Below are 13126 nucleotides of genomic sequence, written 5' to 3' on the forward strand. Positions count from 1 at the left end.
TTTCAAACGGCTTGCAAAGGGGGAGCGGAAACATGGCCGGCCAAATTGACGCGCGTCTTGCCGAACTCGGAATCGAACTGCCGGAGGCCGCCGCGCCGGTGGCGAACTATGTGCCCTACGTCGTGACGGGCAACCTGGTCTTCGTATCGGGCCAGGTGACGATCGAGGGCGGCGAGTTCAAGTACGTCGGCAAGCTCGGCCAGGACCTCGACGTGGAGACCGGCGCCAAGGCCGCCCGGCTCTGCGCGCTCAACATCATTTCCCAGCTCAAGGCGGCCTGCGGCGGCGACCTGGACCGGGTGCAGCGCATCGTCAAACTGGGCGGCTTCGTCAACTCGGCGCCCGACTTCACCGACCAGCCGAAGGTGATCAACGGCGCCTCGGACCTGATGGTCGAGGTCTTCGGCGACAAGGGCCGGCACTCCCGCGCCGCGGTCTCGGCCGGCTCGCTGCCGGTCGGCGTCTCGGTCGAGATCGACTGCGTCGCCGAGATCGCCTGATCCAACCCTCTCCCGCGGGAAAGGGTGGCGAGCGGTGAGCGAGCCGGGTGAGGGCTCGTTGTTCGGGCGCGCCCTCCGGCGGGCGGGCACTGCGCCCTTGACCGGCCACGGCGCGCGGGGCTAAGTGCCAGCCATGCCCGACAGCGGAAAGCGGAAATCCACCGAGCTGGAGGCCTTCCTGAAGGCGCATCCGGAGACCCGGCAGGTCGACTCCATCTTCGCCGACCTCGCGGGCGTGCTGCGCGGCAAGCGCCTGCCCGTGGACCAGGCCGACAAGCTGTTCGGCGCGGGCGCCGCCCTGCCCGGCTCGGTCTATCTGCTCTCGGCCCTGGGCGACAACCTCGACCCCATGGGCCTCGGCTTCAGCGACGGCGACCCCGACGAGATCGCCAAGGCGATCCCCGGCACGCTCAAGCCCGTGCCCTGGGCCGATCTGCCGACCGCCCAGGTCATGATCACCCTGGAGCGCAAGGACGGCCGGCCCTATCCCTTCGAGCCGCGCAACGTGCTGGTCCGGACCCTAGAGCGATTCGGCGAGCTCGGGCTCAAGCCCGTCGTCGCCTTCGAGCTGGAGTTCTACCTGATCGACCCGGAGCGCGGCCCCCTGGGCGAGCCGCTGCCGCCGCGCTCGCCGGTGACCGGCCAGCGCGAGCAGGCGACCCAGGTCTACGGCATGAACGCGGTGGACGACTTCGCCGCCTACCTGGACGAGGTGACCGAGGCCTGCGCGGCCCAGGGCGTGACGACCGGTGCGGTCTCCTCGGAGTACGCGCCGGGCCAGTTCGAGATCAACCTGCAGCACCAGGAAGACCCGCTGAAGGCGGCCGACGACTGCGTCATGTTCAAGCGCGCGGTGCAGTGCGTCGCCCGGCGCCAGGGCGTGCAGGCGACCTTCATGGCCAAGCCATTCCCGGAGTGCGCGGGCAGCGGCCTGCACATCCACGTCAGCCTGCTCGACGACAAGGGGCGGAACGTCTTCGACGAGAGCCGGGGCGGCGGCGCCGGCAACCAGGCGGACAACGAGACCCTGCGCCATGCGATGGGCGGGATCCTCGACCTCATGCCCGCGTCGATGGCGATCTATGCGCCCAACGTGAACTCCTTCCGGCGGTTCCAGCCAAACATCTTCGTGCCGATCCAGCGCTCCTGGGCGCACGAGAACCGCTCGGTGGCGCTCAGGGTGCCGATCCAGGGCGGCGCGGCCCGGCGGATCGAGAGCCGGATCGCCGGCGCCGACGCCAACCCCTACCTGGTGCTGGCCGCGACCCTGGCCGGCATCCACCACGGCCTGACCGGCAAGATCGACCCCGGCCCGCCGGCCCAGGGCAACGCCGGCACCGACTTCGACCCGGCTCTGCCGTTCCGCCCGCTCAGGGCGCTGGAGCGCATGGCCGAGGACAAGATCCTGCCCGGCTACTTCGGCGCCGACTACCCGCGCACCTACGCCGAGTGCAAGGTGAAGGAGGTCGAGGCCTTCGAGGCCGTGATGAGCCCGCAGGAGTTCCGATGGTATCTGCTGGCGGACTGACCGCCCGCCCGAAAGTCGACCTCTATTCCGACACCCAGACCCGCCCGACCGAGGGCATGCGCCGGGCGATCTACGAGGCCGAGGTCGGCGACGAGCAGCGCGGCGAGGACCCGACGGTCAACCGCCTGCAGGAGATGACCGCCGGGCTTCTGGGCAAGGAGGCCGCCCTCTTCCTGCCGTCAGGCACCATGTGCAACGAGATCGCCTACAGGGTCTGGGGCAAGCCGGGCGAGGAGATCCTGCTCGACAGGACGGCTCACGCGCTCCACTTCGAGGCAGGCGGCCTGGCCGCCCTCTCCGGCCTCATGGCCCGGCCGCTCGACGGCAAGGACGGGATCTTCACCGGCGAGCAGGTGCGCGCCGCGCTCCGGCCCCGCGACGACTTCCACATGCAGCGCAACGCGCTTGTCTCAATCGAGCAGACCAGCAACCTGGGCGGCGGCAAGGTCTGGCGCCTGGAGCAGCTCCGCGACGTGGCCGAGGCCGCGCGCGACGCGGGCCTGCCGCTGCACATGGACGGCGCGCGCCTGATGAACGCCGCGGTGGCGAGCAACCTGCCGGCCGCCGACTTCGCCGCCCCCTGCAACTCGGTCTGGATCGACCTCTCCAAGGGCCTCGGCTGCCCGGTCGGGGCCGTCCTTGCCGGCTCCGCCGACTTCATCCACGAGGCGCGCCACGCCAAGCACCTCTTCGGCGGCGCCATGCGCCAGGCCGGCATCATCGCCGCCGCCGGCGTCTACGCCCTGGAACACCACGTGGAGCGTCTGGCCGAAGACCACGCGCGGGCAAAGCGCCTGGCCGCAGGCATCGCGGAAATCCCGGGGCTGGCGCTGGAGCATGAGACGGTGGATACGAACATCGTCTACTTCCGAGTCGATCCCGCGACCATGACGGCAGAGCGGCTCGCGGAGGCTCTGCTCGAAGGCCACGCAGTGCGCATCGGGCCGATGGATGAGCAAGTATTGCGGGCCGTGACCCACCTTGATGTCAGCGACGAGGGCATTGAGTCGGCGCTTGCCGCGCTTCAGTCAGCTGCAGCATAGCAATCGGAGTTGCCGGGACTTCGCTAGCAAATGCCAACCCAGTTCGCCTCAGGACCAGATCACTAAGGGAAAGAACACCACCGCCAGCCCTGCCAGGATGGCCGCCCCACGGCTCCAAGCCCGCCGATAGCCGATCAGGCCGAAGGAGATCAGGGCGAGGCCGAGGGCGAGGCGGAGGAAAGAGACGAGCGCGGTCCAGGGCTCGTCGGCCAGCGCGATGATCGCGGGGTTGGCGATCATGCCCAGCGGCACGAGGTAGAGTCCGACGCCGAGCGCCATGGCGGTGAGCGCCACCTTCAGCCAGTTCTCGCCAACCATGCCGGCCGCGATGAAGACGGCGCCGCAGACCGGGGGCGTGATGGTCGAGATCAGCGCGAACCAGAAGACGAAAAGATGGGCCTGCAGCAGAGGCAGGCCGAGCTGGGTCAGCGCCGGGCCGGCGACCGAGACGCAGATCACGTAGGCCGCGGTGGTCGGCACCTCCATGCCCAGCACCAGGCAGGCCAGCGCGGTCAGCAGCAGGGCGGGCCAGAGCTGTCCCCCGGCGCTCTCGAGGATGGTCGAGGTGATCTTGACGCCCAGGCCGGTGATCGAGAGCACGCCGATGATGATCGAGGCGCAGAGGATGATCGCCGCGATCATGGAGACCTGGCGTCCGGCCGTGACGCAGGCGGCGGCGAAGCGCCCGGCCGCCTTTCGCAGATCGAAGCCGAGGCGCCCGTCGGTCAAGAGCAGCAGGGCGCCCAGGCCTATCGCCAGGCAGGCGGCGTACTGGGGCGTCACGCCGAGGCCGAACATGCCCCAGAGAAGGAGGGCGAAGGGCAGGACGAAGAAAGCCGAGGTGACCGCGACGTCGCGGGCCGAGGCCCGCTCCTCCGCTCCGAGGCCCTTCAGGTCGTGGTGCCGGGCATAGGCGTTGATGCCGACCCAGACCACGAGGAAGTAGAGTAGCGCCGGCAGGAAGGCGGCGGCGACGATGCCGGTGTAGGGCACGCCGGTCAGCTCGACCATGACAAAGGCGCCGGCGCCCATCAGCGGCGGCATGATCTGGCCGCCCGAGGAGGCGACCGCCTCGACCGCGCCGGCCAGGCGCTTCGGGTAGCCGAGGCGGGTCATGGCCGGCAGGGTGATCGCGCCGGTCGAGGCGACGTTGGCCGAGGCCGAGCCGGAGATCGAGCCGAAGAGCGCCGAGGAGAGCACCGAGACCTTGGCCGCGCCGCCCTTGAGCCGCCCGGCCGAGGCGGCGGCCACGTTCATGAAGCCCTGCCCCGCCTCGCCCGCGTTCAAGACAGCGCCGAAGATGACGAAGACGGCGACCACGCCGACCGAGACGCCGGTCAGGCTGCCCCAGAGGCCGCCCTCGGTGATGATGAGGGTGCCCAGGAAGCTCTCCAGCGGCGTGCCGGCGTGGCCGAACTCGCCGGGGATGTGCTGGCCCCAGAGGCCGTAGGCCAGCGCCGCCAGGGCGACGGCCGGCAGCGGCCAGCCGATCGCCCGCCTGGCCGCCTCGAGCACGACCAGCAGCAGGACCACCGACGCCGCGACCTGCCAGCCGCCTTCGAGAAAGCCGTACTGGTCGCCCAGGGCCGATTGGTTGCCGGCGACCCAGAGGCAGGCCGCGACGCCGAGCGCGGCCAGCACGGCGCCGGAGCGCCGCATGGCCGGGGTTTCGGCGGCGAAGACCAGGATCCACGGCAGGGCCAGCGCCATATGGAGCGGCCGGGACACAAGGTTCGGCAACAGGCCGTAGAACACCAGGCCGAGATGGAAGGCGATCAGCAGGGCGCCGAAGAGCGCCCAGGCCCGCGGCAGGGCGGCGCCTTCGCGGATCACGGCAGTCCTGTCACGGGGAGAGCGGTGCGGCTTCGAAGAAACAACGCCAGGGCCACCGATCACCCCGCCCCTACTTCTGGACGTCGGTCAGGGCGATCCCCGCTTCCTGATAGTAGCGCTGGGCGCCGGGGTGGATCTTGCCGGTGATGTTGGCCATGAGGCCGGTGTCGACCCCGTTCCACCAGGCGGCCGCCTGGCCCATGTCGGTTTTCTGCGCCCAGTAGGTCTTGGTCAGCGCATAGGCCGTCGCCTCGTCCATGGCGGTGGTGGTGTAGGCGACCACGGGAAGCGAGGTGGTCACGATCTCGCCGTCCTGGCCGCTGTAGGTGCCCGCGGGGATCACCAGCCTGGTGCGCTTGGTCTTGGCGATCTGCTCGTCGGAGAGCGAGAGGACCGTGACGCCGACCGAGGCCGCCGCCTCGATCACGTTGGGCGCGGGGAACGAGCCCGCGGTCACGAAGCCGTCGATCTGGCCGTTCTTCAGCGCCGGCACGGCGTTCGAGAGTTCCACGTCGGCCAGGTCGACCTTGCCTTCGAGGCCGAAGAGCTTGAGGTACTTGGCGCCTTCCCTGGCGCCGAAGGAGCCCTTGCCGATCAGGATCTTCTTGCCCTCCAGGCCGGAGAAGTCGGTGATCCCGCTGTCCCGCGCGACGACGAAGTGCATGGTGAGCGAGGGGATCGGAAAGAGCGCGCGGATCTCCTGGAACTTGGGATGCGCCTTGTCCTTGAACATGGCCTTGCCGCCCTGGGCGAGCTTGACCAGCACCGGCGGCGTGGTGAAGACGTAGTCGCCGCCGCGGCCCCGGGTCTCCATCACGTTCTGCACCGAGCCCTGGCTCTCCTCGACCGTGACGATGATCTCGCCCTTGGATCCCGCCTTCATCGCTTCGGCGATCTGCACCGCCATCTGGTAGTAGGACGAGGTCGTCTTGGCCGACTTGTAGGTCACGCGGGTTTCCGCCGCGGCGGCCTGCGCCATGCCTAGGACCGCCATCAAGACGGCCGCGCTCTTGGCCAGTTTCATGAGCAGTCGCTCCTTCCTCTGTTCCCGCCGGTCGGCCCTGTTCTTGGTTTCTCCCTGCCGGTTCAGGGCCTTACAATCGACATACGGTGGCGCAGCCGCCTGGGCAAAGCAAACGCAAAGTGCCCGTTTTGACGGCCTGCCCTCACCCCTTCCTCAGATCCGCCCTGACCGCCTCCGCCGCCAGCTTGCCCGGCAGGCCGGAGACGCCGCCGCCGGGGTGCGCGCCGGAGCCGCAGAGGTAGAGATTCTTCACCGGGCCGCGGTAGTCGGCGTAGCCGGCGGCGGGCCGGAGGGAGTAGATCTGGTCCAGGTGCAGCGCGCCGTGGAAGATGTCGCCGCCGACCAAGCCGAACTCGCGCTCCAGGTCGAGCGGCGAGAGCACTTGGCGGCCGACGATCGAGGCCTTGAGGTTGGGGGCGACGCGGTCGACCGTGTCGACGATCAGGTCTGCCACCTTCTCCTTCTCGTCGTCCCAGGAGCGCGCCTCCCCATTGGGCCCTGGCGAAAGCTCCGGGTGGAAGTGCTGGCAGAACAGGCTCATGACGTGGCAGCCCTTGGGCGCCAGGGTGTCGTCCAGCGTGGACGGCAGGCACATGGACACCACCGGCTCGCTGGCCCAGCCGCCGCCCTTGGCCTCGTCGTAGGCCCGCTCCAGGTAGCCGAGCGAGGGCGCGATGTCGATCGTGCCCGTGAGCTTGGCCTCGTCGTCCTTGCCGTCGAGCGCGGCGAAGCGCGGCAGCTCGCTGAGCGCCAGGTTCATGCGGAACGAGCCCGAGCGGCAGCGCCAGCCCTCCATGCGCCGGCGGAAGTCCTCGGGCAGCAGGCCCGGGTCCAGCAGCCGAAGATAGAGCAGCCTGGGATTGACGTTGGCCGCGACCGCCTTGGCCCGGAGCGTCCGCCCGTCCTCCAGCCGCACGCCGACCGCCGAGGGGCGGTCCCCGACATTATCAATCAGCACCTCGGCCACCGGCGCGCCGACCTCGATCTCCACGCCACGCGCCTCGGCGAAACGGGCCATGGCTTGGGTGATCGACCCCATGCCGCCCTTGGCGTGGCCCCAGGCGGCGGTGCGGCCGTTCACCTCGCCGAAGGCATGGTGCAGCAGGACGTAGGCGGTGCCGGGGTGATAGGGGCTCACCATGTTGCCGATGATGCCCTCGAAGCCGAAGACGCCCTTGACCGGGTCGCTCTCGAACCAGCGGTCCAAGTAGTCGCCCACGCTCATGGTCATGAGCTCGGCCAGCACCGCCTGGTGCTTACTGTCGAGCTTGCGCAGGCGCAGCGCAAGGCCGAGGGCGGTCGCCAGGTCCCTCAGGCCGCCGCCCAGGTTGGGCGCCGGGCGCTTGACGATGTCGCGCAGCACCTCGGCGATCTCGGTGATCTCGTCGTCAAAGCGGCCGAAGGCCATGGCGTCGCGGTTGGAGAACCTGCCGATCTCCCGCTCCGCCACGGCCCGGTCGCGCGACAACAGCAGATGCCGGCCGTCGGGCAATGCCGAGAAAGAGCCCGAGGGGCGGTCGAGGATGGTCAGGCCGTGGGTCTTCAGCTCCAGGTCGGCGATCACCTGGGGGTCGAGCAGGCTGACCACGTAGGAGCAGACCGAGTTCCTGAAGCCGGGGTGGAACTCCTCGGTGACCGCGGCGCCGCCGACCACGCCGCGCCGCTCGACCACCTTGACCCGGTGGCCGGCGCGCGCGAGGTAGCCGGCGCAGGTCAGCCCGTTGTGCCCCGCGCCGATGACGATGACGTCGGTGTCGTTGGTCTTCGAGGCCAATGTTCGTCCCTGCCCTCTCTTGAGTGCCCTTTGTCATGCGCGGACTGGATCCGAGCATCGAGACCTGGGCCTAGTCTGGAGTGCCAGGTCAAGCCCGGCAATGACAGCTTTGGGGGCAGAGCCCGCTCCCCTCTTGTCATGCTCGGACTTGATCCGAGCATCCAGACCAGCGCGCCGCTCCTGGATTGCCGGGAGTGCGAAGCACTCGGGTTCCGCCCGCCCGGCAACGACAGATTGGGGGATGTCTGGCTTTCTTGTTTTCAGCTGGACCCTCGGCTCAAGCACTCGCCCTCACCCGAGTTATCGGGCATTCGATCTTTAACGCCTTTTACAGCCTTGGCGGCGACCCTGCGCGGCAACGGCAATGACGTCCATTAACCAAAAGCAGGGGAGTCACTTTCAAATGAATCGGATAATCACGACCGCCGTTCTGGCGGCGGCGCTCGCAGGCTGCGGACAGACGATCCACTTCGGCGAGCCCAGCCTCGCTGAGACCGACCTTATGCTTCCGGCGCCCGAATCCCATTGCTCGCTGACCGAGGTCAATCCATCGGACCGCGAGCTCATGCAGGAGCAGATCCGGCTGCAGCGCGGGCAGAACTACGTGCTCGGCATGTTCGCCGACTGCGGCGAGCTGATCGCCTGGCGCGAGGGCCGCGACGGCCTGGGGCAGTTCGGCTCCTACCTCTCGCCGGTCAACACCCACGGCCGGCGCCTGCCCATGGCGCGCCGGGACTTCGTCAGGCAGATCGCCAACGAGTTCGGCGAGTCCGATCACATCAATTCTGCGGCCCGCAGCATGCGCAAGAAGCTGACCGAGGCCGAGATGGCCGTCGAGCTGGGTGAGACCGTCTCGCTCGGCCTGATCGCGACCGACGACATGGGCGCCTACATCGGCGTCCTGCAGCGGATCTCCGACGACACCGGCGAGGAGGCCGAGATCGCCGCGATCACCGGCCTGACCCTGGTCCAAGGCCGGGTGGTCACCGTGAACCTCTGGGCGCCCTACGACGGCCAGAACTCGGTCGAAGCCCTGCTGTCCCAGCAGCGCAAGGCTCTGAGGCAACTGATCAAGGCCAACCAGGGCTAAGGCCTCTTTCCCTAAACTCCCGCCGGCGCGGCAGCCCCGCGCCGGCAGGAGTGAATTTGCCGGCCTCGGGGCCGGAAGTTATCAAGACGCCACTTGTCACTCCGGCGGCGCGGTGTCATCTCCATCGGGAGCGAAACCGCGACGAGGGGCGCATGCCGGACGGCCGGGATGCCATAACGGTGCAGGTGGCGGAGAGGATCTCGGCCCTGCCCGCCGAGGGCTGGGACGCCTGTGCCGGCGACGACAACCCCTTCGTCAGCCACGGCTTCCTCCTGGCGCTCGAGGAGAGCGGCTCGGTCGGCGCGGAGGCCGGCTGGGCGCCGCAGCACCTGGCGATCTTCGACGAGGGCCGCCTGGTCGGCTGCGTGCCGCTCTACCTCAAGAGCCACTCCTATGGCGAGTACGTCTTCGACTGGGGCTGGGCCGACGCCTACGAGCGGGCCGGCGGGCGCTACTACCCCAAGCTCCAGAGCTCGATCCCCTTCACCCCGGTCACCGGGCCGCGCCTGCTGGTCCGGCCGGGCGTCGACGAAGGGCGGATCAAGAGCGCGCTGATCAGCGCCATGGTCCAACTGACCGAGCGCCACGGCATCTCGTCGCTGCACATCACCTTCCCCGAGGCGGCGGAGTGGCGGATGCTCGGCGAGGCCGGCTTCCTGCAGCGCAAGGGCCTGCAGTACCACTGGAAGAACGAGGGCTACGACAGCTTCGACGCCTTCCTCGCCACGCTCTCCTCGCGCAAGCGCAAGGCGATCAAGAAAGAGCGCCGCAAGGTCGCCGAGGCGGGGGTTGCGCTGCGCGCGCTGAGCGGCGCGGAGATCGAGCCGCGCCACTGGGACGCCTTCTACCACTTCTACCTCTCGACCGCCGACCGCAAGTGGGGCCGGCCCTATCTAAACCGCGAGTTCTTCGCCCGTCTCGGCGAGACCATGGCGGACCAGGTCGCCCTGGTGATCGCCGATTGCGACGGCCGTACCGTCGCCGGCGCGCTCAACCTCTTCGGCCCGACGGCGATCTACGGGCGCAACTGGGGCTGCAACAAGCACTTCCCCTTCCTGCACTTCGAGGCCTGCTACTACCAGGCGATCGACTTCGCGATCGCCCGCGGCCTCGAGACCGTCGAGGCCGGCGCCCAGGGCGAGCACAAGATCCAGCGCGGCTACCGTCCGGTCGAGACTTACAGCGCCCACTGGATCCCCGATCCCGGCTTCCGCAGCGCGGTCGAGCAGTTTCTCAGGCGCGAGCGCAACATGATCGGCCGCGAGAAGGACGCGCTGGAGACCTATAGCCCGTTCCGTGCCGACGACGGTGCGTGAACCAAAATAAACAAGAATCACCACAGAGACACAGAGAACACAGAGGAAAAACCAAGGTTCTTTTGGCGCGCTTCGCGCGCAACCAACTCTTTTTGGTTCTCTGTGATCTCTGTGTCTCTGTGGTGAATCCTTCTTTTTTCTTTTATTCGACCGGTGCACGGTTAGAAAAAGACGGTCACCGTGATCGTGTCGAGGTAGGTGCCGGGGCTGACGTTCTGGCCGGCGAAAACGCGGCCGCGCACGGTCTCGGTGCGGGTGCGCGTGGTGCCGACCGGGGCCAGGCGGAAATTTCGGCGGCGCACCACTGTGCCGCTGCTGCCGTCGCCCCAGATCCTGGTGCGGTTGCGGTTGCGGAAAAGATTGTAGTTGAGCTGGCTCGTGCCATTGGTCATGGCGCGCGGGTTGTAGGCGCCCGACTGTCCCGGCGAGAGGCGGATCTCGTAGCGGACGCGCGGGTCGCCGACGCTCATGCAGGTCACGCTGATCGTGCTGGTCGAGTCGAGCGGCCCGCCGGCGAAGGGGTCGTAGTTGCCGAAGGCCATGTCGGTCGCCGAGACCGTGCAGACCTGCCCGGCCGCCGCCGTCCCCGGCACGAGCAGGGCGAGCGCGAAGGCCGCCGGCAACCAGGCTCTCCACCGGGCGCCCGCCACGTTCAGCCCCCCGCCTGGCAGAGGAAACGCCCGAGGTCGGGCATGGGCTCTTCCGGGATCTCGCGGTCCAGGACGAAGCTGCAGGTCCCCTGGGCGCGCTCGACCGTCACCAGGTCGCCCATGCGCGCGCCGCGCAGGACCGCCTCGCCGTCGAGGCCGACATAGAACTCCTCTTCACCGCCGTTCAGACGCAGCACCGCGCCGGGCGGCACCACCGTGCCGTCGGGGAGCCCGATCTCGATCATCACGGCGCGCGTCCTGCGCACTGGGAACTCGACGGTGACGCCGCTGCGGAAGCGTGGCGCGATCTCGGCCTGGGTGCGACCAATCTCGGCGTCGAGCGGCAGGTCCCGGGGGTCGATCGCGATCCGGTTGGCCTCGTAGGCGCGCAGGTTGTGGATCAAGAGGCGGCCGTTGGAATCGGTCTCGCCGAGCAGCCGGTTCTCGGAATAGACCCGGACGCCTGGTTGGTCCGGCACGCGCGCGACGGCGAAGCTGTCGTCGATCCGCCGCGCGGCGAAGAGGCCGCCGTCGGCGAGCGCGAGACCGCCGACGGCGTTGAGCCGCACGCCGGTGCCATCGTCATCGACCCAGCTGCCCGCCGCCGAAACCTCGCCAAAGCCGGAGGTGTAGGAGACGGCGCCCTCGGCCCGGGTGAAGCCGTCGACGGTGAGGGAGCCGAAGCCCCCGAAGCCGCCCTCCAGGGGCGCCGTGTGGCGGGCCTGGACCGATCCGACATACTCCGAGCCGGCCCGGGCCTGGACGCCGCCCGAGACGTTGCTCCGCGGGCCGAGCGGAATGGTGAGGTTGGCGCTGACCACGGTCTCGTTGTCGCCGCCGAAGGTGGAGAAGGCGGTCACGTTGAGGGTGCCGACCTGCCGTACGGTGAGCGAATAGGTCCCGGTCAGGATGTTCTCGTTGGGATCGTCGTCGAAGTCCCGGTAGGTGTAGCTGCCGCTGAGCGACCCGAAACCGCCCAGGGGCACGCTGAGGCGGAGCCGCCCCTCCCGGTCCGACGAGCTCAAGCCCTCGTCGACCCCGAGGTCTGTGTAGTCCCCGATCGTCATGCGGCCGAAGGCAGCGATGCTGATGTCGCCGGCCGAGCGTTCGAAGCCGAGCTGCAGCAGGCCGCCCCGGTCGCCCTCGTCGAGGCTGCCGGCGACGGCTCCGTCGACCACGCCGTAGACGTCGACCGGAGCCGCAAAACCGAAGCCCACGGCCTGGCGATTCCAGTCGAACTCGCCGTGCAGCTCGCCGGTGAAGTTGTCGGACCAGCCGTAGCGATAGGTCCCGGACAGCAAGGTTCCCTCGTCGTCGTATTCGTTGCTCTCCTCGCCGAAGTCCTGGCGCGGCAGGCCGAGCTCGACCGAGAAGTCGTGCAGGCCGGCGCGCAGGAGTTCCGGCGAGGTGTAGTAGTCCTGGGAGATGATCGTCTCGCGGCCGAGCACGTCGGTGACCACCGCCGTGACCTCGCCCGCCCCGGTCACCACCGGCAGGTCCTCGATCACGAAGGGCCCCGACGGGATCTCGTCCCGGAAACGGGAACTGTTGGCCGCGATGACGTCGACCGAGGATGGCAGCGCCGCGTCGCCGGTGATCGTGACCGTCGGGAAGGTGACGAAATCAGGCTGGGTCGCGAAGTTGGTGCCGACCTGAATGCCGCCGAAGCGGACCGGACGGCCCCACTGGCCGCCCCGGCTTATGCTGTCGCCCAGGCGGTAGGTCATGCGGTCCTCGGGCACGTCGTGCACCAGGGTGCTGTCGAGCCGGAGGTAGTTCGGCTCGTCGTCGAGCTCTTCCAGCACCTGGGTCTGGGTGAACACGAACTCGCCGCCGTAGAGGCCCAGTTCGACGAAGCTGTCGAGCGAGACGCTGCCGTCCAGCCGCTCGCCCAGCACGTCGTAGTTCAGGAAGCCGCCCGGATCGCTCGGCGTCGGCGGCGGGCGCACGTCTCTCTGGCCCTCCAGCGTGGTCGACATGAGGGCCGCCGACGGCACCTCGAGGTCTATCGCCTGGTCCCGCTCGCTGATTCGGAAAGACGTGCCGGCGTGGCCTCCCAGGGGATAGTAGCGCGCGCCCTCGTGGAGGATGGCGACGACGTCCGGCAGACGGATGCGCAGGCGTTCGAAGACGTCGGGCGTCATGTGGGGCGCCCCGTCGACCAGGAGCACCGGCGCCACCACCTGGGTCTGTTGGCCGTTGATTGCGAAGACCAGGATACGGAGCTCACCGACCTCGGCGCGGAGAGGCGCGCTGCCGAGCAACAGCAGAACGGTCGCCAGATACCACTTCTTGACTTCCGACATCGCCTTCGGGCCGCCAACGTCATTCTTGGTCTACGCCCCCGGCAAGACCGGTCGCCCTCTCG

At 69.0% G+C, this 13126-nt stretch carries 10 protein-coding genes; 5 read left to right on the forward strand and 5 right to left on the reverse strand.

Annotation, left to right across the window (positions count from 1 at the left end):
* Nucleotides 1–32: 32 nt before the first annotated feature.
* From QNJ67_22545 to QNJ67_22555, 3 genes are all read left to right on the forward strand, one after another.
* Entirely contained in the window at nt 33–500 is a 468-nt protein-coding gene (locus QNJ67_22545) for a RidA family protein (protein MDJ0611769.1), read from the forward strand.
* A 133-nt stretch (nt 501–633) separates the two neighbouring features.
* Complete coding sequence (locus QNJ67_22550) at nt 634–2028, forward strand: glutamine synthetase family protein (GenBank protein ID MDJ0611770.1); 1395 nt, start codon at nt 634–636, stop codon at nt 2026–2028.
* Nucleotides 2007–3071, forward strand: a complete 1065-nt coding sequence (locus QNJ67_22555; GenBank protein ID MDJ0611771.1) for a GntG family PLP-dependent aldolase — start codon at nt 2007–2009, stop codon at nt 3069–3071. The genes QNJ67_22550 and QNJ67_22555 overlap by 22 nt, the downstream gene beginning before the upstream one ends.
* Before the next feature lie 48 nt (nt 3072–3119).
* Here QNJ67_22555 and QNJ67_22560 read toward each other — a convergent pair whose 3' ends face one another.
* The 3 genes from QNJ67_22560 to QNJ67_22570 form a co-directional block, all read right to left on the reverse strand.
* Nucleotides 3120–4904 carry a TRAP transporter fused permease subunit gene (locus QNJ67_22560; protein ID MDJ0611772.1) on the reverse strand — a complete coding sequence of 595 codons (1785 nt, stop codon included), beginning with the start codon at nt 4902–4904 and terminating at the stop codon, nt 3120–3122.
* Nucleotides 4905–4974: 70 nt separating this feature from the next.
* On the reverse strand, nt 4975–5928 hold the full coding sequence (locus QNJ67_22565; protein ID MDJ0611773.1) for a TAXI family TRAP transporter solute-binding subunit: 954 nt from the start codon (nt 5926–5928) through the stop codon (nt 4975–4977).
* Nucleotides 5929–6070: 142 nt separating this feature from the next.
* Nucleotides 6071–7702, reverse strand: a complete 1632-nt coding sequence (locus QNJ67_22570) for an NAD(P)/FAD-dependent oxidoreductase (GenBank protein ID MDJ0611774.1) — start codon at nt 7700–7702, stop codon at nt 6071–6073.
* Nucleotides 7703–8105: 403 nt separating this feature from the next.
* Between QNJ67_22570 and QNJ67_22575 the strand changes: the two genes are divergently transcribed.
* Together QNJ67_22575 and QNJ67_22580 are read left to right on the forward strand one after the other, a co-directional pair.
* The gene (locus QNJ67_22575; protein ID MDJ0611775.1) at nt 8106–8792 is read left to right on the forward strand and encodes a hypothetical protein; all 687 of its coding nucleotides are present in this window, start codon (nt 8106–8108) and stop codon (nt 8790–8792) included.
* 152 nt (nt 8793–8944) lie between these two features.
* Nucleotides 8945–10108 (forward strand): GNAT family N-acetyltransferase, encoded by a 1164-nt coding sequence (locus QNJ67_22580; GenBank protein ID MDJ0611776.1) that lies wholly within the window; start codon nt 8945–8947, stop codon nt 10106–10108.
* A gap of 161 nt (nt 10109–10269) precedes the next feature.
* Here the strand turns inward: QNJ67_22580 and QNJ67_22585 are convergent, their stop codons facing one another.
* Together QNJ67_22585 and QNJ67_22590 are read right to left on the reverse strand one after the other, a co-directional pair.
* Nucleotides 10270–10731: a spore coat U domain-containing protein gene (locus tag QNJ67_22585; protein ID MDJ0611777.1), complete on the reverse strand. Its 462-nt coding sequence runs from the start codon at nt 10729–10731 to the stop codon at nt 10270–10272.
* Nucleotides 10732–10760: 29 nt separating this feature from the next.
* Nucleotides 10761–13064 (reverse strand): fimbria/pilus outer membrane usher protein, encoded by a 2304-nt coding sequence (locus QNJ67_22590; GenBank protein ID MDJ0611778.1) that lies wholly within the window; start codon nt 13062–13064, stop codon nt 10761–10763.
* Between the last annotated feature and the right edge of the window lie 62 nt (nt 13065–13126).

Source organism: Kiloniellales bacterium, from assembly GCA_030064845.1.
Lineage (GTDB): Bacteria > Pseudomonadota > Alphaproteobacteria > Kiloniellales > JAKSDN01 > JASJEC01.